Source organism: Sphingomonas sp. PP-CE-1A-559, assembly GCF_004340965.1.
Classification (GTDB): domain Bacteria; phylum Pseudomonadota; class Alphaproteobacteria; order Sphingomonadales; family Sphingomonadaceae; genus Sphingomonas.
This window is the reverse complement of sequence record NZ_SLYA01000001.1, coordinates 877,427-897,691: the sequence shown is the minus strand read 5'-3', so window position 1 is coordinate 897,691 and position 20,265 is coordinate 877,427. Positions and strand designations below refer to the sequence as shown.

Here is a 20,265-nt window from a genome sequence, read left to right as displayed (position 1 = left end):
GGGTGGGCGGCGCGGACCTTAGCCGCGCCGGGACCGAAACGGAAGCGGATCAATCCTTGGGCGCGTAGACCTGCTCAGCGCCCGGAAACGCGCGCGATCGGACGTCGTCCGCATAGGTCTGCGTCGCGGAGGAAATCGTGTCGGCGATGTCCGCGAACCGCTTCACGAACTTCGCGGTCCGCTCGAACATCCCCAGCATGTCCTCGGTCACCAAGACCTGCCCGTCGCACTGCGCGGATGCACCGATACCGATCGTCGGGCAGGCGATGGTATTGGTGATCTCGATCGCGATCGGCTCGACCACGCCTTCGATCACCAAAGCGAACGCCCCCGCTTCGGCGATGCCCTGCGCGTCGGCGACGATCTTGGCGGCTTCCTCGGGCGTACGACCGCGGGCGCCGTAGCCCCCGAGCACGTTGACCGCCTGCGGGGTAAGGCCGACATGGCCCATCACCGGAATACCACGCTCGGTCAGGAACTTGACGGTCGGCGCCATCGCGGTGCCACCTTCGAGCTTCACCGCCGCTGCGCCGGTCTGCTTGAGCAGGAACGCCGCGCTTTCGAACGCCTTTTCGGGCGACGCTTCGTAACTGCCGAACGGCATGTCGATGACGACCACCGCATGATAGCTGCCGCGGACCACAGCCGCGCCGTGCGCCGCCATCATCTCCAGCGTGACGGGCACCGTTGATGGCAAACCGTAGATCACCTGCCCCAGGCTGTCGCCGACCAGCAGCATGTCGCAGTGCGGGTCGAGCAACTGCGCTGTCCGCACGGTGTAGGCGGTGAGCATGACGAGCGGCGTCTTGCCCTTCTGGCGGCGGATCGCGGGGACGGTCAGGCGCTTGAGCGGCGCGGGCGTCGGGTTGGCGCGACTCGTCGCGGTGTCGAGGGTGTAGGTCGTGGACATGGCGGCGCTAATAGCGTGCGGCGTCACGCTCGCCCAGTGTCGTGCGCGTCATACTGCCCAACCCTTCAGCCGCGCATGGCCGACGAGCCAGAGCGTGAAGGCCGCGACCGCGATGATGACGAAGGGCAAGCCCAGCGTCTCGGTCGCGCCCTTGTGCGCGACGATGTCGGTCGAGGCGAACAGCCAGCCGAACTGCGCGATCGTCGCGACCAGCGATGCGATCAGAAACGGACGCGCACTGGCGCGCCGCATGAACAGCAGCACCGCACCGACGAGTCCGGTCAAGACCGCGACGGCGAACAACGGGTCATACCAGTTGGGCAACGTCGCATAGAGCGCGCGGTCATAGGCGCTGGACTGCCCCATCGCATCGGCGCCGAGCCTAAGCTGTTGCAGGCACATGAAACAGCCGACGAGCCCCCAGAGAACGAGCACGCCTGTCGTCATGCGAAACCACAAGGGCCCCTGTCGTACGAAGAACATGTCGCCGCCCCTGCCAGTTTCTTGGCAACAGACTGCGCGCAGTGGAGGCTACACGCAAGAGGATGCGGCCATGCGGCAAGATGTCTCGGATCCGGAACCGGAGGGACATCGGGAGCTTCCGACTGCGACGTCCCTCCGGACCGTATTCAACACCTATCGCGCCCAACCTGAACGCGTCGTGACGCAACGCGTGTCGCGATCAGAACGATCGCGACACGGTCAGGCCATAGGTACGCGGATCGCCGGGCTGTCCGACGACCAAGCCGGTGCTGCCGGACTGAAGCGCGAGCACTTCATAGTAGTTGTGGTCGAACGCGTTACGCAGCCAGCCAAACACGTTCCAGCTGTCCTTCGCCTTGAATCCCAAGCGGAAGTTGCTGAGCGCATAGCCCTTGATGTCGGTGTAGAGCGAGCGCGACGGGTTGGACGAGAAGGTCGAGCGGTAGCTGCCGTCATAGCCGAGATACACCTGACCATCGACGCCGCCGATCGTGGCCGGCAAATCATATTCGGCGCCGTACGAAAACGCCCATTTCGACACGCCGGGCAGCCGCTGGCCGGAGATGTCGCAATTGGCCGGGCTGACCGTCCCCGTCCCGGCCGGACCTGGCAGGCTGGTCGCGGTCGGTGCGGATCCGCCCGACAGCTCAGGGGGGCACGGCGCATCGACGAACTTCACGTATTTCGCGTCGGTATAGGCTCCGTTGGCGTAGACGCTGAACCGGTCGGTGGGGCGGAAGGCCGAATCGAACTCCAGGCCGCGAGTCCGCACCTTGCCGGCATTGGCGAGATAGCCGCGCAACACGCCGAGCTGGCCGTTGGTGACGGTCGCCTGGTAATCGCTGATCTCGGTCCAAAAGCCGGCCAGGTTGAGCGTCAATCGACGATCCAGGAACTGCGTCTTCAGGCCCAGCTCGTAGTGATTGACCTTCTCGGGTTTCACCGTGGCCGCCGATAGGATCGGATTGTTGCTGCCGTCGAGCGGCAGGCCGGACAGGTTGATCCCGCCGGACTTGTAGCTCCGCGCGTAAGTCGCATAGGCGTGGATGTCGGAGGTCACGGTGTAGGCCGCCGTGATGTCGCCCGACAGGTTCCAATTGTCGAAATCGGGCCGGTAGCTCTGCGGCGCGAGTACGCCGCGCTGATCGTTGAACCTCGCCTCACCGGTTACGAGTTCGCCGGCTCCCGTCGTCACGACCGAGACATAGTCACCCTTCTTCTTGTCGTAGTTGAGCCGCAGGCCCGGCGTGATCTGGAACCGGTCGCTAACGTTCCAGGTCAGCTTGCCGAACAGCGCCGCGCTGGTGTTCTTGAAGCCGATGGTGTTGCGCGCGGTCAGGCCGTTCAGTGTGGCCGGATTCTTTCCGCCCGTGCTGGTCGGGTTGAGCAGGAACGCGCTGGCCGCGGGCCCCTGGACCTGCAGGCCCTGCGTATCGATCGTCTGGTAGAAGTAGAATGCGCCGAGCACGTAATCGAGCGTGTGCTTGCCGTTCGAGGCGATCCGCAGCTCCTGGCTGTATTGCGTCTGTTGCGACGGATTGGCGGACACGGTGGTGATCGGCAGGCCGATGAAGTCGCGATCGTTCGACGGATCCCAGTGCCAGAACCGCCACGCGCTGACCGAGGTGATCGTGGCCGCGCCGAGATCCAGATTGCCGAGCAGCGAGACGCCGCCCAGTTCCTGCTTCGCACGCAAGGGCGTATCGACATCGGTCACCCGGTCGAACGCGTTGGTCGATGGTACGACATAGCCCTGCGCGGCAGCGAGAGCGGCATATTGCCGGATCAACGGCCGTTGAGTCGCGCCGGTGCGGACGTAATATTGGACGCAGCAATCGGGGTTCTGCTGGCCGTAATCGCCCGATAAGGCGAAATCGAGCGTCTCGGTCGGCTTCCAGTAGAGCTGTCCGCGGACGCTCTTATTGTCCTGTGCGTTGAGGTTCTTGCCGGTCACGACGTTGTGGATCGTACCGTCACGCTCGGTCACCGAGGCAGACAACCGGATCGCGAGCTTGTCGGGGATCAGCGGGCCCGACACCGACGCCTTGGCCTGGATGAACTGATAGTTGCCGGTCGTAAGCTCGATCCGTGCCTCGGGCGTGAAGCTGGGCTTGCGAGTCGTGATGTTGATCGCGCCGGCGGTGGTGTTCTTGCCGTAGAGCGTGCCCTGGGGCCCGCGGAGGACCTCGATCCGCTCGGTATCGGTGAAGTCGAACGTCGCCGAGGCGATCCGGCTGTAATAGACTTGGTCGACATAGATGCCGACGCCCTGCTCGATCCCGTCGTTGGTCAGGCCGAACGGCGCGCCCAGGCCGCGGATGTTGGCAGCGGAATTGCGTGGGTTGGTCGAGTAGAATTGCAGGGTCGGTTGAAGCTGCGTCAGGCGACTGACGTTGTACGCGCCGGTTTCGGCGAGCGCGGTGCCGCCGATGACGGACATCGCGATCGGGACGGTCTGGATCGTCTCGGCGCGACGACGCGCGGTGACGACGACGTCCCCGCCCCCGCCCTGCTGCTGGTTGCCGAGACGACCATTGGCCTGTGCGTCAGCCTGCTCGCCAGCGGCCGTCTGCGGCGGAACGGCAGGCGTTGATACGGTAGCGGCCTGACCGGCAAGCAACAGCGCAAGCGTAAGCGACATGAATGTTTTCCCCTGAACCTTGCCGCGCAAAGTCTAGTAATTCAGGGGATATTCAATGCGAGCATGTCTTGGGTGGCGGAAAGCGCGACTTGTCTCCCTCTCCCGCCGGGGAGGGAGGGTTTTTCACACCAAGCGGCTCTGCTTGACCGCGGCTTCGATGAAGCTCGCGAACAGGGGATGCGGGTCGAACGGCTTGGACTTCAGTTCCGGGTGGAACTGGACGCCGACGAACCAGGGGTGGTCGGGACGTTCGACGATCTCGGGGAGCGTGCCGTCCGGGGACATGCCGGAGAAGACGAGGCCGCCCTGCTCCAGCGCTTCCTTGTAGCCGGTGTTGACCTCATAACGGTGACGATGGCGCTCCGAGATCTCGGTGCCGCCGTAGATCGAGGCTACCACGCTGTTGCCGTCGAGCTTGGCGTCATACGCGCCGAGCCGCATCGTGCCGCCCATGTCGCCCTCGGCCGCACGCGTCTCGAGGCCTTCGCGGCCCATCCATTCGGTGATCATGCCGACCACCGGTTCGTCGGTCGGGCCGAACTCGGTCGACGATGCATTGGGGATGCCGGCGAGATCGCGCGCGCCCTCGACGCACGCCATCTGCATCCCGAAGCAGATCCCGAAATACGGGATCTTCCGCTCGCGGGCGAACTTCACGGACGCGATCTTGCCCTCCGCACCGCGCTCGCCGAACGCGCCAGGGACCAGGATTGCGTCGCAGGGTTCCAATTGGCCGGCGATGTCGCTCTCGGCGTTCTCGAATAGTTCAGCGTCGATCCAGCGGACGTTGACCTTCACGCGGTTCGCGATGCCGCCATGGACCAGCGCTTCGTTGAGCGACTTGTACGCGTCCTGGAGCCCAACATATTTGCCGACCACGCCGATCGTGACTTCGCCTTGCGGGTTGGTCAGGCGGTCCATGATCTCGGTCCAGCGCGACAGGTCCGGCGCCTCGGCAGGCTCGATCCCGAACGCGCGCAGCACTTCGATGTCGAGGCCTTCGCCGTGATACTGGAGCGGCACCGCATAGATGCTCTTCGCGTCGAGCGCCGGGATGACCGCGCTGGCGGGCACGTTGCAGAACAAAGCGATCTTGGCACGCTCAGACGGCGGCAGCGGATGTTCGCAGCGGCAGACGAGCACATCGGGCTGCACACCGAGTGCGGCGAGCTCGCGGACCGAATGCTGGGTCGGCTTGGTCTTCAGCTCGCCGGCGGCGGCGATGTACGGCACCAGAGTCACGTGGATGCTTATCGCGTTGCCGCGACCTTCCTCGTTCTTGAGCTGGCGAATCGCTTCGATGAACGGGAGCGACTCGATATCGCCGACGGTGCCGCCGATCTCGCAGAGGATGAAGTCAATGCCGTCGGTCTCAGCGCGGGCGAACGCCTTGATCGCGTCGGTGACGTGCGGGATGACCTGGACGGTGGCGCCGAGATAATCGCCGCGACGCTCGCGGGTGATGATCTGCTGATAGATGCGGCCGCTCGTCACGTTGTCCGACTGGCGCGAGGGAACGCCGGTGAAGCGCTCGTAATGGCCGAGGTCGAGATCGGTCTCGGCACCGTCGTCGGTGACGTAGACCTCGCCGTGCTGATACGGCGACATCGTGCCGGGATCGACGTTCAGATACGGATCGAACTTCCGAATCCTGACGGTATACCCGCGCGCCTGGAGGAGAGCGGCAAGCGATGCCGCCATGAGACCTTTACCGAGCGACGAAACCACGCCCCCGGTGATGAAAATGTACCGAGCCATGGGAAGAGTCTCGTAGCGTGTGTTGGGGACGAACGACAAGAGCCCCGCGGATCACGCAGGGGCCTTTTATCGGCGAATGGAGTGTTTAGTTGGCTAGCGGGACCGCGCCGTTGTCGGCGGGCTTGGTCGTGCCGGCCGGGACGCCGGCATTCTCGGCACCACCGGCGAACGGAGCCGCATCACCCTTGGGCTGCGCGGTCGGAACGGTCGTCGCCGCCGCCGGGGTGCGGGCGAGCGACGTGTCGATCGTGGTCGTCCGGTGATTCGCCGCGAGAACCGCGAGCAGTATCGAGAACAGCACGAACATCGTCGCGAGGACGCCGGTCGCGCGGGTCAGGAAATCGGCCGCGCCGCGGGCCGACATCAGGCCCGACGGACTGCCGCCCATGCCCAGACCGCCGCCTTCCGAGCGCTGCATGAGGATCACCGTGACGAGGGCGGCCGCGATGATCGCGTGGATGACGAGCAGAAAGGCGAACATTGCGCGGAAAACCCCGGAACTTTTGCGAAGGCGCGCACATAGGCGACGTCGCGGTTTCGATCAACCGGGCGATCAACCCCGGCGCTGCCTCCGCATATCGCAAGGCAATCGCAAAACTACGGAAACATGACGTCCGGGCGGCGTTGAGACCCCGTAATGACGCTCATGAGTGGGTATCGTGCACATAAATTCAGATGGCGGATCAACGCTGTGGCATCAATGGCAGCCAATACCTTATCGACCTGGATGACCGCTCTGGTGGATTATGTCCGTTCGGGTGAACCCGATCTGACCAATCGTCAGATGGCGCTTCTTCTGCTCGTTTATCTCAAACCGGGGCCGCACACGGTGCGTGGCCTTGCCCGTGCGCTCAACGTATCGAAGCCGGTCGTCACGCGCGCCTTGAACAGATTGGGTGCGCTCGGCTATCTGCGCCGGCAACGCGACGATAGCGACAAGCGCAACATCTTCGTCGCGCGCACGACCGAAGGGGCAGATTTTCTTGAAGAGTTCGGGCAATTCATCGGCGACGGCCCCGCCCCAGCTGGTTCCAACGGATCTGGCGGTCGCGCAGCCGCTCACGCTTGAGCCATTCGACGACCAAGCCCGTACGAGCTTTTCGCTAACGGGCCGCTCGGTCGACCTTGACCCGCGCACCCACGCGGTTCGCCGCGATATCGCCGACATTCGCCTCGCCGAATACGTATTCGCTCCACACTATGCCGTGCCGATGATACGGGCCGTCGCGCGCACAGCTTTGTTGCGCAGCGGACGAGACGAAGCGAGCGATACGATGGTCGACCTCAACCCTGGCGACAGTTTCGAAGTGCTGGAAATTGCCGGCGTTTCCGCATGGGGCGTCGCGCGCCCCAGCGGACTGGTCGGCTATGTCGAAGCCGCTGCACTCGACCTTTCGACGACGGACGCGGCATGACCACGGTCTTCATTGATGGCGCGGTCGGCACCACCGGCCTCGAGATCCGCGAACGGCTTGCCGGGCGGACCGACATCACGCTGGCGCTGCTGCCTGAGGATCGTCGCAAGGATCCGGCGGCTCGGCGCGAGGCGCTGAACGACGCCGATTTCGTGATCCTCTGCTTGCCGGACGAAGCGTCGCGCGAAGCGGTCACGCTGATCGACAATACCCGCACGCGGGTCATCGACGCATCGAGCGCACACCGCGTCGCCGCTGGCTGGACCTACGGCTTCCCTGAATTGCCGGGCCAGGCGGAGAAGGTCGCGACCGCGATGCGCGTGTCGAACCCCGGCTGCTACCCCACCGGTTTCCTAGCGCTCGTCGCGCCTTTGGTCAGCGCCGGACTCATCCCCGCCGATCTCCCGCTCAGCGTCAACGCGACCTCGGGGTATTCGGGTGGCGGCAAGGCCATGATCGCCGCGTTCGAGAATGGCGAGCCTGCGACGGCCTTCCGCGCCTACGCGTTAGGCCTCGCGCACAAGCATATCGCAGAGATGACGCAGCATGCGGGCCTTACCCATGCGCCGATCTTCGCGCCTGCGGTGGCAAACACCTACCGCGGGATGGTCGTCGAAGTGCCGTTGCACCTCCACGCCCTATCCCGCCGCTCCACGCTTGCTGCAATCGAAGACGTGCTGCGCGCCGCATTCGATGGCTCGAAGCTCGTCTCGGTTGCCCCCGGCGATATCGGCTCGGTCGATATCGAGGAGAACGCTGGGACCGATCGGCTAACGCTGCGCGTCTGCGGCAACGACGCGGTCGGTCATGCGCGGCTGATCGCGACGCTCGACAATCTGGGCAAGGGCGCCGGCGGTGCCGCGGTCCAGAACCTCAACATCATGGCCGGGGTCGATCCCGTAGCCGGCCTTGTTTTCTAGGACCGGCGTCTTCCGCCCGGTCCATCGCCACATCCAGGAGCTTTCATGCACCGTAATCCCGTAGCCAAGCTGCTCCTGTTCGGCGCGACCGGCGATCTCGCGCAGCGCATGCTGCTGCCGTCGCTCTATGGTCTGCACGCCGACGGGTTGCTGCCCGAGGAACTGACGATCACCGGCGCCGCGCGTCACGAACATGACGACAAGGATTACCGCACGTTCGCCAAGAAGGCGCTCGACGAGTTCCTGCCCGAGGATCGCAAGGACGAAGGCGCGATCGGGACGTTCCTCGACCGAATCTTCTATCAGCCAACCGACCTGTCCGATCCGGCGAGCTTCCAGCCGCTGGCGGACAAGATCGGCGATATCTCGGGCGGGCTGGCGATCTATCTGTCGACCGCGCCCTCGCTGTTCGAATCGGCCATCGAAGGGTTGCACAAGGTCGGGCTTGCTGGCGAGACGGTCCGTGTCGGCCTTGAGAAGCCGCTCGGCTACGACCTGGAGACCAGCCGCGAGATCAACGATTCCGTGGCGAAGGCTTTTCCGGAAGACCGGACCTATCGAATCGATCATTATCTCGGCAAGGAAACCGTCCAGAACATCCTCGCGTTGCGCTTTGGCAATTCGTTCTTCGAGCCGGTGTGGAATGCGCAAGGCATCGACAACGTCCAGATCACGATCTCCGAAACGGTCGGGCTGGAAGATCGCGCGGGCTATTACGAGACGGCGGGTGCACTGCGCGACATGGTCGCCAACCACATGTTGCAGCTGCTCGCGCTGATCGCGATGGAGCCGCCTGCACGGTTTGAGGGCACCGATGTCCGCGACGAAAAGTCGAAGGTTTTCCGTTCGTTGCGGCTGATCAAGCCCGAGGAAGTGCCCCACGTTACAGTGACGGGGCAATATGCCGACGGCGCGGTGAAGGGGAAGATCGTCAAGAGCTACTCCGACGAACTGGGGAAGCCGTCGACCACGGAGACATTCGTCGCGATCAAGGCGCATGTCGACAATTGGCGCTGGCAGGGCGTGCCGTTCTACCTGCGCACCGGCAAGCGCATGGCGACGCGCCGCAGCGAGATCGCGATCCAGTTCAAGGCGGTGCCGCATTCGATGTTCGCCGGGCGTGGCGGCTTGCTCCAGCCCAACATGCTCATCATCCGCCTGCAGCCGGAGGAATATATCCAGCTGCTGGTGATGGCGAAGGAGCCCGGCCTCGACCGCGACGGCGTCCGCCTGCGCGAAGTACCGTTGAACCTCAGCATGGACGCCGAATTCGCCGGCTCGCGTCGGCGGATCGCGTATGAGCGGCTGCTGCTCGACCTGATCGAGGGCGACCAGACGCTGTTCGTGCGGCGTGACGAGGTCGAGGCGCAATGGACCTGGATCGACGCGATCCGCGAGGGCTGGAAGGCAAACGCGATGAAGCCCAAGAGCTATGCGTCGGGCAGCTGGGGTCCGTCGGCGGCGATCGCGCTGACCGAGCGTGACGGCGTGACCTGGCAGGACGACTGAGTTTTCCCCGTTCGTCCCGAGTAGCCTTCGAGCGAAGTCGAGAAGGCGTATCGAGGGATCGGCCCGATTGTGGCATTGTACCTCGATATGGGCTCTCGGCTTCGCTTGATCCCAACTCGGCACGAACGGCATTTTTAGCAGCAATTTTCTGAGTGAGTTCAAGTTTATGACCGAAATCGAATGGTGGGAATATGACGACGCGGGCGAACTCGCCAACGCGGTTGCGGGTGATATCCAGTTCGTCATCGAGAGTGCGCTCGACGCGCGCGGCTCGGCGGTGATCGCGCTGGCGGGCGGCAAAACGCCGTTCGCTGCGTATGAGAAGCTCGCCCAGGCGAAGCTCGACTGGAAGAAGGTCACGATCATCCCCGGCGACGAGCGGATCGTGAAGCTTGGCGATCCGCTGTCGAACGTGACCGCGTTGGCGAAGATCTTCCTCCCCAAGGGTGCGCGCGTGAAGCCGATCGTTCCCGAGGCGATGTCGGACTACAAGGCTGCGGGTCGTTCGGCGGATGCGCTGATGCAGGACCTGCACTGGCCGCTCGACTTCTGTCTGCTCGGCATGGGCGGCGACGGGCATACCGCGTCGATCTTCCCCGGTCCCGATTACGACGAGGCATTGAGCGGTCCGAAAGAGCGTCGTGCGCTCGGCGTGATGCCCGATCCGCTCCCGCCCGAAGCGCCCCTCGCACGTGTGACGTTGTCGGCCGCGGCGATCGCTTCGTCGAAGGCGCTGATGATCATGATCACCGGCGACGCGAAGAAGAAGGTGCTCGAGCAGGCGATCGAACAGGGGCCGTCGTCGTCCTATCCGATCGGCCGCGTGCTCGCTGAGGTCGAGCTGCCGGTCGACGTGCACTGGGCGCCGTGACGATGCTGAACGCCGTCGTCTCCGCGGTCACCGACCGGATCATCGAACGCTCGCGCGACAGCCGCGCCGCCTATCTCGCGCTGATCGAGCGCGAGGCGGCGGCGCAGGTCCGTCGTCCGGGTCTGGGCTGCGCGAACCTAGCGCACGCCTATGCCGGGACCGAGGAAGACCGCGACGCGATGAAGGCCGATGCCGGCATGAACATCGGCATCGTCACCGCGTATAACGACATGCTGTCCGCACACGCTGTCTATTATCGCTACCCCGAGCTGATGAAGATCTGGGCACGCGAGGCCGGCGCTACCGCGCAGGTCGCGGGCGGCGTGCCGGCGATGTGCGACGGCGTTACGCAGGGCTATCCGGGGATGGAGCTGTCGCTGTTCAGCCGCGACACGATTGCGCTGAGCACCGCGATTGCCTTGTCGCACGGCACGTTCGAGGGCGCGGCGCTGCTGGGGATCTGCGACAAGATCGTGCCGGGCCTGCTGATGGGTGCGCTGCGCTTCGGGCATCTGCCGATGGTGCTGATCCCCGGCGGGCCGATGCCGACCGGGCTTCCCAACAAGGCGAAGGCTGCCGTCCGCGAAAAATTCGCCGAGGGGCTGGTCGGGCGCGACGAGCTGCTCGAAGCCGAGATCGGCGCGTATCATTCGAAGGGCACGTGCACCTTCTACGGCACGGCGAACACCAACCAGATGATGATGGAGGTTATGGGCCTCCACATGCCGGGCGCGGCGTTCGTCAATCCGGGCACCAAGCTGCGGCAGGAACTGACGCGGGCGGCGGTGCACCGGCTGGCGAAGATCGGTGCGCGTGGCGATTCGTATCGACCGCTCGGGCATTGCGTCGACGAGAAGGCGATCGTGAACGCCGCGGTTGGCCTGCTCGCGACGGGTGGTTCCACCAATCACTTGCTCCACGTGCCTGCTATCGCGCGTGCGGCGGGGATCATCATCGACTGGGAGGATTTCGACCGCCTCTCCTGCGCGGTCCCGCTGATCGCGCGCGTCTATCCCAACGGTTCGGCGGACGTGAACGCGTTCGAGGCTGCTGGCGGCATGCCCTATGTGATCCGCGAGCTGCTCGGCGAAGGGTTGTTGCACGGCGATATCATGACGATCGGTGGGGAAGACCTGTCGGCCTATGCCAAGACCGCGTTCGTCGAGAACGACACGCTCGGCTGGCGCGATACGCCCGACAGCGGCGACGAGACGATCCTTCGTCCTGCGACCGCGCCGTTCTCTCCGGATGGTGGCATGCGGATTCTCGCGGGCAATATAGGCCGCGCGTGCATCAAGGTGTCGGCGGTCGAGCGGGAGCGGTGGATCGTGGAGGCGCCTGCGGTGGTGTTCAACGACCAGTTGGACGTGATCGAGGCGTTCAAGCGGGGCGAGTTGGAAAAGGACGTCGTCGTCGTCGTCCGGTTCCAGGGGCCGCGCGCGAACGGGATGCCCGAATTGCACAAGCTCACGCCGCCGCTGGGGGTGTTGCAGAATCGCGGGTTCAAGGTGGCGCTGGTCACTGATGGGCGGATGTCGGGGGCGAGCGGGAAAGTGCCTTGCGCGATCCATTGCTCGCCCGAGGCTCTACTCGACGGCGCGATCGGGTTGATCCGTGATGGCGACATGATCCGGGTCGATGCGGTCAACGGGACGCTGGAGGCTCTGGTCGACGCGGACGTGTGGGCGACGCGCAAGATGGTCGCGGTTCCGCCACCGGTAAGCGGCATGGGACGCGAGCTGTTCGGGATGTTCCGCGGGCTTGCCGACGAGGCCGAAAAGGGTGCGTCAGCGATGCTGGCGGGCGCGGGGCTTTAGCATTCCTACCTGCCGTTCGTCCTGAGCGAAGTCGAAGGACATGCCCCAAGCAAGCGGTCCTTCGACTTCGCTCAGGACGAACGGGTATAAAGATATCGAGGATCGGGAGAGACGAATGGAAATCGTAGCGGCAGATATCGGCGGAACGCATGCCCGCTTCGCGATCGCCGAGGTCGAGAACGGCCGCGTCGTGTCGCTCGGCGAGCCGGCGACGCTGAAGACCGCGGACCACGCGTCGCTTCAGACCGCGTATCAGGCGTTCGAGGCGGGGCTCGGCCGCCCCCTCCCCCGCGCGCTCGCGATCGCGGTCGCGTCGCCGGTCGCGAACGATGTCATTCGCCTCACCAACAACCCGTGGATCATCCGCAAGTCGCTGATCACCGAGCGGCTGAAGGCGGACCAGTGGGTGGTCGTCAACGATTTCGGCGCGGTCGGTCATGCCGTCGCGCAGGTGCCGAGCAGCGACTTCATCCATCTCTGCGGGCCCGATACGCCGCTGCCCTCCGAGGGCATCACTACGATCTGCGGCCCCGGCACCGGGCTCGGCGTCGCGCAGTTGCTGCGCCGGAAAAACGGCTACCAAGTCCTCGAGACCGAGGGTGGCCACATGGACTTCGCCCCACTCGACGGAATCGAAGATGCGTTGCTGAGCCGCCTGCGGAAAACCTTCACGCGCGTTTCCGCCGAGCGGGTCGTCGCGGGGCCCGGCATAGTTGCGATCTACGAGACGCTTGCCGCACTAGAGGGCCGCGCGGTTCCCAGCCAGGACGACAAGACGATCTGGACCGAGGCGATCGACGGCACCGATTCGATCGCGCTCGCCGCGCTCGACCGCTTCTGCCTCGCGCTCGGCGCGGTAGCGGGCGATCTGGCGCTCGCACAGGGTGCCAAGGCGGTCGTGATCGCGGGCGGGCTCGGCTTCCGGATCAAGGATCGCCTGATTCGCTCGGGCTTCGACCAGCGCTTTGTCGCCAAGGGCCGCTTCCAGGGCATGATGGCAGCGATGCCCGTCAAGCTCATCACCCATCCCCAGCCCGGCCTGTTCGGCGCCGCGGCCGCCTTCGCACAGGAACATACCCAATGACCGCCAACTCGACCGTCACTATCGCAGACATCATGCAGACCAGCGCCGTCATTCCGGTGCTGGTAATCGAGGACGCCGCACTTGCCCGTCCGCTCGCTGAGGCGCTCGTCGCGGGCGGGTTGCGCGTACTCGAGGTGACGTTGCGCACTGGCGCCGCGCTCGAAGCCATTGCCGAGATGAAGAAGGTGCCGGGCGCGATCGTCGGCGCGGGCACCGTCGTCAATACGCAGCAGTTCACGCAGGTCCGCGATGCTGGCGCGGAGTTCATCGTCTCGCCGGGCCTGACCGAACGCCTCGCCACGCCGATCATCGAGAGCGGTATTCCGTTCCTGCCGGGGATCGCCAACGCGGCGGACATCATGACCGGGCTCGACCTTGGGCTGACGCACTTCAAGTTCTTCCCGGCCGAGGCGAATGGCGGATTGAAAGCGCTGAAGGCCTTGGCCGCGCCGTTCTACCAGTGCAGCTTCTGCCCGACCGGCGGCATCACCGAGGCAAGCGCGCCCGAGTGGCTGGCGTTCAAGCCGGTGCTCTGCGTGGGCGGGAGCTGGGTGACCGGCGGGACGATGGCGGAGATCGAGATCAAGGCACGTGCGGCTAACGCTTTGCGGGGGTAGGCTTTCCCCTCCCGGAAGGAAGGGCTGATCTTCTTCCTTCCTCCTGGAAGGAGGGGCTGATCTTCTTCACCCCTCCCTGGAAGGGAGGGGCCGGGGGTGGGTCGGCCGCTTGGCGGACGCTCCGGCAGTTGCAGACCAACCCACCCCCTACCCCTCCCTTTCAGGGAGGGGGCCGGACGGTGGCTACATTTCGCCGCGGGCTTTGCGGATCGCGTACCATTTCTTCACGTTGGCGTTGTGTTCGGCCAGCGTGTTCGCGAACACGTGGCCTCCGGTGCCGTCCGCTACGAAGTAGAGCGCCTGGGTCTGCGCCGGATCGAGCACCGCGTCGATCGAGGCGCGGCCGGGATTGGCGATCGGGCCGACCGGCAGGCCCGCCTCGGCATAGGTGTTGTAGCCGTTCTTCGCGTGCAGTTCCGACCGCAGGATGCGGCGGCCTAGCGGACGGCCCTTGGTGATCGGGTAAATCACCGTCGGGTCCGCCTGGAGCGGCATGCCGTTGCGCAGGCGATTGCCGTAGACCGCGGCGACGGTGCGGCGTTCGGAGGGCTTGCCGGTTTCCTTCTCGACGATCGAGGCGAGGATGATCGCCTGTTCGGGGGTAGTCACTGCGATGCCCGGCCGGCGCGCGGCCCAGGCCTGAGCGAGATACGTCTTCATCGCCGCCTGCATCCGCGAGACGACCGATGCGCGGGTGTCGCCCGCCTGGAAGGCGTAGCTGTCGGGGAGAATCGAGCCTTCCGCCGGAACGGGCACGGTGCCGGTCAGGCCGTCCGCCTTCGCCAGCGCGTCGTGGACCAAGACCGAGGGATAGCCTTCGGGGACGACGACGAGGCGCTGGACGACCTTGCCGCCCTGCATCAGCTTGAGGATGTCGGACTGGCTGGCGTGCGGCGCAATGCGGTATTCGCCCGCCTTGATCGGATCGCCCGAGCCGAAGACCCGCGCATACAAGCGGAAGCGGCGGGCCGAGGGGATCGCACCGGCCTTTTCGAGTTCGGTGGCAGCGCCGGCTAGCGTGCTGCCTTCGCCGATCTGCACGGTCAGCGTGCGCGGGGCCGGGCCTGCCCCGCCCCAGCCTTGTACGACCAGGAACAGCGCTACGACTGCCGCCAGGCCTAAGACGAGTCCGAAACAGCCGACCTTGCGCATTGATACTCCTTGGATCCCCGCGAAGGCGGGGACCCAGTCTGGGCCCCCGCCTTCGCGGGGGAACAAGGTTTTTTAGCGGACCTTCGTCATCACCAGCGAGGCGTTGGTGCCGCCGAAGCCGAACGAGTTGTTCAGCACCGCGCGGACTTCACGCTTCTTGGCTACGTGCGGGACGAGGTCGACCCCGACGCAGCTGTCGCTCGGATTGTCGAGGTTCAGCGTCGGCGGGACGATCTGGTCGCGCAGCGCGAGGATGCAGAAGATGCTCTCGACCGCGCCGGCGCCGCCGAGCAGATGGCCGATCGCCGACTTGGTCGACGACATCGACAGACCCGAAATCGCATCGCCGAACAGGCGACGAACCGCGCCCAATTCGAGCTCGTCGCCCAGCGGCGTCGAGGTACCGTGCGCGTTGATGTAGTCGATGTCCTCGAGCGCGAGGCCCGACTTCTTGATCGCCATCTGCATCGAGCGGAACGCGCCGTCACCTTCCGGATGCGGTGCCGTCACGTGATACGCATCGCCCGACAGACCGTAGCCGATCACCTCGGCATACATCTTCGCGCCACGTACCTTGGCGTGCTCGTATTCCTCGAGCACCAAGACGCCAGCCCCCTCGCCCATCACGAAGCCGTCGCGGTCCTTGTCGTAAGGACGCGACGCCTTTTCGGGCGAATCGTTGAAGTTGGTCGACAGCGCGCGGGCCTGTGCGAACCCGGCGATGCCGAGCGGGCAGACCGTGCCCTCCGCGCCGCCCGCGAGCATTACGTCGGCATCATCCATCGCGATCATCCGCGCGGCGTCGCCGATCGCGTGCGCGCCGGTCGAGCAGGCGGTGACGACCGCGTGATTCGGACCGCGCAGGCCGTATTTGATCGAGACCTGGCCCGAGATCAGGTTGATCAGGCGGCCATGGACGAAGTGCGGCGACACGCGACGCGGCCCCTTGGTGTGGAGCACGATCGATTCGCTCTCGATACCCGGCAGGCCGCCGATGCCCGAGCCGATCGAGACGCCGGCACGCCAGCTCTCTTCGAGCGTCATCTCGGTCAGCCCAGCGTCTTCAAGCGCCTGACCAGCGGCGTCGATGCCGTAGATGATGAACGGATCGACCTGGCGCTGGACCTTGTGGTCGACGCGCTTGCCCGGATCGAAGCCATATTCGTGGTCGGCCGGCTTCACCTCGCAGGCGATGCGGCACACCTGATCCGACGCGTCGAAGCGCGTGATCGGGCCCGCGCCCGACTTTCCGGCGAGGATATTCGCCCAGGCCGTTTCAACATCCGCCCCCAGGGGGGTGACCAGGCCTAGCCCGGTTACGACGACACGCCGCATGGCTTCAAACTCCGTCTGCTCTCAAAACGAAACGGCTCCCCGCCCTCTTTGCCCAAGGACGGGGAGCCGCTCAAATCACACCCTTCAGGGCAGGTCCAAAAGTTTGAACCCTAGACCCTGATCAGGCCTTGTGCTCGTCGATGTAAGTGATCGCGTCCTTGACGGTCGCAATCTTCTCGGCGGCATCATCGGGGATCTCGACACCGAACTCTTCCTCGAACGCCATGACGAGTTCGACGATGTCGAGGCTGTCTGCGCCCAGGTCGTCGATGAAGCTCGCGTCCTCGGTCACTTTGTCGGCTTCGACGCCGAGATGCTCGACGACGATTTTCTTCACGCGGTCAGCGGTCTCGCTCATGGTAGTTCCCTCTTCAAATCTGGGGGTTTTCGGTATTTCCTGAACGCACCTAGAACGCGGCAGTTCAGCGCGCAAGTTCAGATCATCGCCATCCCGCCGTTCACGTGCACGGTTTGTCCCGTGACGTAGCCGGCTTCACGGCTGGCAAGGTACACGATCGCCGCGCCGATGTCTGCGCCTTCGCCGAGGCGGCCGGCCGGAATCTTCGCGGTGAGCGCGGTCTTCTGCGCCTCGGGCAGCGCGTCGGTCATCGGCGAGGTGATGAAACCGGGCGCGACACAGTTGACGGTGACACCGCGGCTGGCGAGTTCCTGCGCCATCGATTTCGACATGCCGATCAGGCCCGCCTTCGATGCGGCGTAGTTCGCCTGGCCGGGATTGCCGGTGACGCCGACGATCGAGGTCACCGAGATCATCCGCCCGAACCTTGCCTTCATCATCGGCTTGGCGGCGGCGCGCATGAGGCGGAACGCGGCCTCGAGATTGACGCGGATGACGCTGTCCCACTCGTCGTCCTTCATCCGCATCGCGAGATTGTCGCGCGTGACACCGGCGTTGTTGACGAGGATGTCGAGCTTGCCGAGCTTCTCCACTGCCTGTGGGACGAGCGCGTCGACGGCAGCGGCGTCGGAAAGGTTGCAGGGGAGCGCGACGTGGTCGCCGTTCAGCGTGGCGCGGAATGCTTCGAGCTTGTCGGCGTTGGAGCCGGATACGGCCAGGCGAGCGCCTTGCGCGGCCAGGGCCTTGGCGATCTCGGACCCGATCCCGCCGGATGCCCCGGTGACGAGTGCGGTCATGCCTGTGAGGTCGAACATTGGTCAGTCTCCAAGAAGGTTGTTCACGCGGAGACGCGGAGCCGCGGAGGGGCGATGGTCGTTTACGATCCGTCGCACTCCTTCCTTGAGCGTCGCGCCACCGAAATTGATAAGCAACCCGACGGGCTGCTTGGTGAGGCGTAGATAAGTCAGCAATTGTTTGCCGTGGACTGCGGTCAGCTGCTCTACCGATTTGATTTCAACGAGAAGGCGTTCATCAACCAGCAGATCGATTCTGAAGGCCGCTTCGAAGCGCATGCCGTCAAACTCGATGTCTACCGGTCGCTGCCGCGCCACGTGGTAACCCAGACCGGCGAGCTTACCCGCCAAGACCAGCTCGTAGACGCTTTCGAGAAGACCCGGACCCAGCTCGCGGTGGATGCGAAGTGAGAGATCGAGCACATCACCACTGATCTGATCGATATCTCTCAAATCTTCTCTCCGCGGCTCCGCGTCTCCGCATGATCACATCTTCTTCACGAGTTCCTCGATGTCGTCCATGGTGATGACGCTCGTCGTTTCGACGTCGGGGGTGATGCGCTTGACCATGGGGCCGAGGACCTTGCCTCCGAATTCGACGAAGTGGTCAACGCCCGCCGCGTGCATCGCTAAGACCGATTCGCGCCAGCGGACCATGCCGGTGACCTGTTGCACCAGAAGGTGACGGACCGCGCTAGGGTCGGCGACGGCGGTCGCGTCTACGTTGGCGAAGACCGGGACCAGAGGCGCGCGGAGGTCGGCGTCTAGAAGCGCGGCCTCCATCGCTTCGGCGGCGGGCTGCATTAGCGGACAGTGGAACGGTGCGGAGACGGGGAGCAACACCGCGCGCTTGGCGCCGAGGTCCTTGGCCAGCGCGATCGCCTTTTCGATGGCGAGGCGGTGGCCGGAGATGACGACCTGCGACGGATCGTTGTCGTTGGCGACGGTGCAGATCAGTTCGGGGCCGCCCTCCGCGAGGATCGCGTCGACCGCGGCGCCGGCGATCAGCTGCGCCTTTTCGAGGTCGGTGCCGAGCAGCGCGGCCATCGCGCCCTCGCCTACCGGGACCGCCGCTTGCATCGCACGGCCGCGGAGTTTCAGGAGGCGAGCGGTGGTCGACAGGTCGAGCGCACCGGCGGCGCATAAGGCGGTGTATTCGCCGAGACTGTGGCCAGCGACATAATCCGCCTTGTCGGCGAGGCGGATGCCGCCTTCCTTCTCGGCGACGCGCAAGGTGGCGATCGCGTTCGCCATGATCGCTGGCTGGGCGTTCTCGGTGAGGAGCAGGTCGTCGGCGGGCCCTTCGCTCATCAGCCGGAACAGGTGCTGGCCGAGCGCCTCGTCGACTTCGGCGAACACCTCGCGGGCGGTGGCACTGGCGTCGGCGAGCGCCTTGCCCATGCCGACAGACTGGCTCCCCTGGCCGGGGAAGATGAACGCGCGCATGGCCTCTCCTCTGTGTTGAGTTTCGTTTGAGCGCGGGGCCTATAAAGGTGCGCGTCGAGTTGCAACCTGAACGAACCTCGCGGCCTTGCGACAATATGCGACCATTTCGCCGACCTTGCGACAATCGCCTGCGACAATCGGCTCCCAGATTATGGAGGACGCCGCAGCAACGGCGCCGTGTTTTCAACGGGAGATTATCATGAAGAAGTTCATCCTCGGCGCACTTGCCGCTACCCTCGTCGCCAGCCCACTGCTCGCCGCAGCGCCTGCCGAAGCGCAGCAGCGTCGCGAAGTCACCACCGTGCGCCACAACGATAACAACGGCCGCACCGTCGTCACCAAGCGCACCGTCGTCCGAACGCCGCAGTATCGCAACTGGCGCGCCGGCCAGCGCTTCGATCGTCGCCAGGCGCAGGACTACCGGGTGATCACGACGTACCGCAACTATCGCCTTGCACCCCCGCCCCGCGCACACCAGTGGGTTCGCTCGGGTCGTGACGCGATCCTGATCGACGGTCGCGGCAACGTGGTCCAGGTTCGTGGCGGCGCGTTCCGGTAACATCTACCATTACCTTGCCTTTCCCCGATAAACGGGTAAGGCCCTCTGCAACCGGGGTGAGAGATTCGCGTCTCTCGCCCCTGTTTGCATTCTAGACGACAGCCGGAGGGGTGCACGCATGGGGCGTGTATCAGCGATCGGCCAAGACGAAGGACAAGACATGGCTCTTTACGAGCACGTGTTCCTTGCGCGCCAGGATCTGGCACAAGCGCAGGTGGACGCACTGGCGGAAATCGCCACCAAGATCGTGAACGACAACGAAGGTCGGGTCGTAAAGACCGAGAACTGGGGCCTGCGTTCGCTGGCGTACAAGATCGCCAAGAACCGCAAGGCGCACTATGTCATGCTCGAGATCGATGCCCCGGGCAGCGTGATCGCAGAGCTGGAGCGCCAGACCCAGATCAACGAAGACATCATCCGTTACATGACGGTCAAGGTCGACACCCTCGAAGAGGGCCCGACCGTGATGATGCGCAAGCAGGATCGTGACCGCGAGCGTCGTGGCGACCGTGAAGGTGGCCGTGAGGGCCGTCCCGATCGTGGCGATCGTCCGGACCGTGGTCCCCGTCGTGACCGCGAAGAGGGAGCTGAATAAA

Annotated in this window: 21 protein-coding genes; 10 read left to right on the top strand and 11 right to left on the bottom strand. The window is 65.0% G+C overall.

The window, feature by feature from the left end; translation table 11 throughout:
- Positions 1-49 precede the first annotated feature (49 nt).
- The 5 genes from panB to secG all read right to left on the bottom strand — a co-directional run bounded on the left by panB (position 50) and on the right by secG (position 6,273).
- Positions 50-910 carry a 3-methyl-2-oxobutanoate hydroxymethyltransferase gene (gene panB, locus C8J42_RS04020; RefSeq protein ID WP_133018940.1) on the bottom strand — a complete coding sequence of 287 codons (861 nt, stop codon included), beginning with the start codon at positions 908-910 and terminating at the stop codon, positions 50-52.
- Between the two features lie 48 nt (positions 911-958).
- Positions 959-1,393: a hypothetical protein gene (locus C8J42_RS04015; protein WP_243644056.1), complete on the bottom strand. Its 435-nt coding sequence runs from the start codon at positions 1,391-1,393 to the stop codon at positions 959-961.
- Positions 1,394-1,592: 199 nt separating this feature from the next.
- Positions 1,593-4,034: a TonB-dependent receptor gene (locus C8J42_RS04010; protein ID WP_133018939.1), complete on the bottom strand. Its 2,442-nt coding sequence runs from the start codon at positions 4,032-4,034 to the stop codon at positions 1,593-1,595.
- Positions 4,035-4,157: 123 nt separating this feature from the next.
- Positions 4,158-5,792, bottom strand: coding sequence for a CTP synthase (locus tag C8J42_RS04005; protein WP_060526950.1), 1,635 nt, complete (start codon positions 5,790-5,792; stop codon positions 4,158-4,160).
- 85 nt (positions 5,793-5,877) lie between these two features.
- On the bottom strand, positions 5,878-6,273 hold the full coding sequence (gene secG / locus C8J42_RS04000; protein ID WP_133018938.1) for a preprotein translocase subunit SecG: 396 nt from the start codon (positions 6,271-6,273) through the stop codon (positions 5,878-5,880).
- Positions 6,274-6,519: 246 nt separating this feature from the next.
- Here secG and C8J42_RS03995 point away from each other — a divergent pair, with 246 nt between their 5' ends.
- The 8 genes from C8J42_RS03995 to eda all read left to right on the top strand — a co-directional run bounded on the left by C8J42_RS03995 (position 6,520) and on the right by eda (position 14,025).
- Complete coding sequence (locus C8J42_RS03995; RefSeq protein WP_133019221.1) at positions 6,520-6,861, top strand: MarR family transcriptional regulator; 342 nt, start codon at positions 6,520-6,522, stop codon at positions 6,859-6,861.
- A 142-nt stretch (positions 6,862-7,003) separates the two neighbouring features.
- On the top strand, positions 7,004-7,207 hold the full coding sequence (locus tag C8J42_RS03990) for a hypothetical protein (RefSeq protein ID WP_243644054.1): 204 nt from the start codon (positions 7,004-7,006) through the stop codon (positions 7,205-7,207).
- Positions 7,204-8,127, top strand: a complete 924-nt coding sequence (gene argC, locus C8J42_RS03985) for an N-acetyl-gamma-glutamyl-phosphate reductase (RefSeq protein WP_133018937.1) — start codon at positions 7,204-7,206, stop codon at positions 8,125-8,127. The genes C8J42_RS03990 and argC overlap by 4 nt, the downstream gene beginning before the upstream one ends.
- Positions 8,128-8,172: 45 nt before the next feature.
- The gene (zwf, locus tag C8J42_RS03980) at positions 8,173-9,636 is read left to right on the top strand and encodes a glucose-6-phosphate dehydrogenase (RefSeq protein WP_133018936.1); all 1,464 of its coding nucleotides are present in this window, start codon (positions 8,173-8,175) and stop codon (positions 9,634-9,636) included.
- Between the two features lie 166 nt (positions 9,637-9,802).
- Complete coding sequence (gene pgl, locus C8J42_RS03975; RefSeq protein WP_056062623.1) at positions 9,803-10,507, top strand: 6-phosphogluconolactonase; 705 nt, start codon at positions 9,803-9,805, stop codon at positions 10,505-10,507.
- A 2-nt stretch (positions 10,508-10,509) separates the two neighbouring features.
- Positions 10,510-12,324 carry a phosphogluconate dehydratase gene (edd, locus tag C8J42_RS03970; RefSeq protein WP_133018935.1) on the top strand — a complete coding sequence of 605 codons (1,815 nt, stop codon included), beginning with the start codon at positions 10,510-10,512 and terminating at the stop codon, positions 12,322-12,324.
- 115 nt (positions 12,325-12,439) lie between these two features.
- Positions 12,440-13,408 (top strand): glucokinase, encoded by a 969-nt coding sequence (glk, locus tag C8J42_RS03965; protein ID WP_133018934.1) that lies wholly within the window; start codon positions 12,440-12,442, stop codon positions 13,406-13,408.
- On the top strand, positions 13,405-14,025 hold the full coding sequence (eda, locus tag C8J42_RS03960) for a bifunctional 4-hydroxy-2-oxoglutarate aldolase/2-dehydro-3-deoxy-phosphogluconate aldolase (RefSeq protein WP_133018933.1): 621 nt from the start codon (positions 13,405-13,407) through the stop codon (positions 14,023-14,025). The genes glk and eda overlap by 4 nt, the downstream gene beginning before the upstream one ends.
- Positions 14,026-14,208: 183 nt before the next feature.
- Here the strand turns inward: eda and mltG are convergent, their stop codons facing one another.
- The 6 genes from mltG to fabD all read right to left on the bottom strand — a co-directional run bounded on the left by mltG (position 14,209) and on the right by fabD (position 19,110).
- Entirely contained in the window at positions 14,209-15,177 is a 969-nt protein-coding gene (gene mltG, locus C8J42_RS03955) for an endolytic transglycosylase MltG (protein ID WP_133018932.1), read from the bottom strand.
- Between the two features lie 72 nt (positions 15,178-15,249).
- The gene (fabF, locus tag C8J42_RS03950) at positions 15,250-16,512 is read right to left on the bottom strand and encodes a beta-ketoacyl-ACP synthase II (RefSeq protein ID WP_133018931.1); all 1,263 of its coding nucleotides are present in this window, start codon (positions 16,510-16,512) and stop codon (positions 15,250-15,252) included.
- A 121-nt stretch (positions 16,513-16,633) separates the two neighbouring features.
- A complete protein-coding gene (locus tag C8J42_RS03945) occupies positions 16,634-16,870 on the bottom strand; it encodes an acyl carrier protein (protein ID WP_031393971.1) in 237 nt (78 codons plus the stop codon).
- Between the two features lie 77 nt (positions 16,871-16,947).
- Complete coding sequence (fabG, locus tag C8J42_RS03940; RefSeq protein WP_133018930.1) at positions 16,948-17,685, bottom strand: 3-oxoacyl-[acyl-carrier-protein] reductase; 738 nt, start codon at positions 17,683-17,685, stop codon at positions 16,948-16,950.
- A 3-nt stretch (positions 17,686-17,688) separates the two neighbouring features.
- Entirely contained in the window at positions 17,689-18,117 is a 429-nt protein-coding gene (locus C8J42_RS03935) for a GxxExxY protein (protein WP_133018929.1), read from the bottom strand.
- Positions 18,118-18,150: 33 nt separating this feature from the next.
- A complete protein-coding gene (gene fabD / locus C8J42_RS03930) occupies positions 18,151-19,110 on the bottom strand; it encodes an ACP S-malonyltransferase (protein ID WP_133018928.1) in 960 nt (319 codons plus the stop codon).
- A gap of 199 nt (positions 19,111-19,309) precedes the next feature.
- Between fabD and C8J42_RS03925 the strand changes: the two genes are divergently transcribed.
- Together C8J42_RS03925 and rpsF are read left to right on the top strand one after the other, a co-directional pair.
- A complete protein-coding gene (locus C8J42_RS03925; RefSeq protein ID WP_133018927.1) occupies positions 19,310-19,669 on the top strand; it encodes an RcnB family protein in 360 nt (119 codons plus the stop codon).
- A 160-nt stretch (positions 19,670-19,829) separates the two neighbouring features.
- Positions 19,830-20,264 carry a 30S ribosomal protein S6 gene (rpsF, locus tag C8J42_RS03920; protein ID WP_056050884.1) on the top strand — a complete coding sequence of 145 codons (435 nt, stop codon included), beginning with the start codon at positions 19,830-19,832 and terminating at the stop codon, positions 20,262-20,264.
- Position 20,265: the final 1 nt, after the last annotated feature.

What these genes read in the sequence shown, in the direction of transcription:
- C8J42_RS04015 (WP_243644056.1), bottom strand. Translation starts at nt 1,393, where the DNA reads ATGTTCTTCGTACGACAGGGGCCCTTGTGGTTTCGCATGACGACAGGC.
- zwf (WP_133018936.1), top strand. Translation starts at nt 8,173, where the DNA reads ATGCACCGTAATCCCGTAGCCAAGCTGCTCCTGTTCGGCGCGACCGGC.
- C8J42_RS03945 (WP_031393971.1), bottom strand. Translation starts at nt 16,870, where the DNA reads ATGAGCGAGACCGCTGACCGCGTGAAGAAAATCGTCGTCGAGCATCTC.
- rpsF (WP_056050884.1), top strand. Translation starts at nt 19,830, where the DNA reads ATGGCTCTTTACGAGCACGTGTTCCTTGCGCGCCAGGATCTGGCACAA.
- C8J42_RS04005 (WP_060526950.1), bottom strand. Translation starts at nt 5,792, where the DNA reads ATGGCTCGGTACATTTTCATCACCGGGGGCGTGGTTTCGTCGCTCGGT.
- pgl (WP_056062623.1), top strand. Translation starts at nt 9,803, where the DNA reads ATGACCGAAATCGAATGGTGGGAATATGACGACGCGGGCGAACTCGCC.
- fabG (WP_133018930.1), bottom strand. Translation starts at nt 17,685, where the DNA reads ATGTTCGACCTCACAGGCATGACCGCACTCGTCACCGGGGCATCCGGC.
- fabD (WP_133018928.1), bottom strand. Translation starts at nt 19,110, where the DNA reads ATGCGCGCGTTCATCTTCCCCGGCCAGGGGAGCCAGTCTGTCGGCATG.
- edd (WP_133018935.1), top strand. Translation starts at nt 10,510, where the DNA reads ATGCTGAACGCCGTCGTCTCCGCGGTCACCGACCGGATCATCGAACGC.
- argC (WP_133018937.1), top strand. Translation starts at nt 7,204, where the DNA reads ATGACCACGGTCTTCATTGATGGCGCGGTCGGCACCACCGGCCTCGAG.
- fabF (WP_133018931.1), bottom strand. Translation starts at nt 16,512, where the DNA reads ATGCGGCGTGTCGTCGTAACCGGGCTAGGCCTGGTCACCCCCCTGGGG.
- C8J42_RS03995 (WP_133019221.1), top strand. Translation starts at nt 6,520, where the DNA reads ATGACCGCTCTGGTGGATTATGTCCGTTCGGGTGAACCCGATCTGACC.
- mltG (WP_133018932.1), bottom strand. Translation starts at nt 15,177, where the DNA reads ATGCGCAAGGTCGGCTGTTTCGGACTCGTCTTAGGCCTGGCGGCAGTC.
- panB (WP_133018940.1), bottom strand. Translation starts at nt 910, where the DNA reads ATGTCCACGACCTACACCCTCGACACCGCGACGAGTCGCGCCAACCCG.
- C8J42_RS04010 (WP_133018939.1), bottom strand. Translation starts at nt 4,034, where the DNA reads ATGTCGCTTACGCTTGCGCTGTTGCTTGCCGGTCAGGCCGCTACCGTA.
- secG (WP_133018938.1), bottom strand. Translation starts at nt 6,273, where the DNA reads ATGTTCGCCTTTCTGCTCGTCATCCACGCGATCATCGCGGCCGCCCTC.
- eda (WP_133018933.1), top strand. Translation starts at nt 13,405, where the DNA reads ATGACCGCCAACTCGACCGTCACTATCGCAGACATCATGCAGACCAGC.
- C8J42_RS03990 (WP_243644054.1), top strand. Translation starts at nt 7,004, where the DNA reads ATGATACGGGCCGTCGCGCGCACAGCTTTGTTGCGCAGCGGACGAGAC.
- C8J42_RS03925 (WP_133018927.1), top strand. Translation starts at nt 19,310, where the DNA reads ATGAAGAAGTTCATCCTCGGCGCACTTGCCGCTACCCTCGTCGCCAGC.
- glk (WP_133018934.1), top strand. Translation starts at nt 12,440, where the DNA reads ATGGAAATCGTAGCGGCAGATATCGGCGGAACGCATGCCCGCTTCGCG.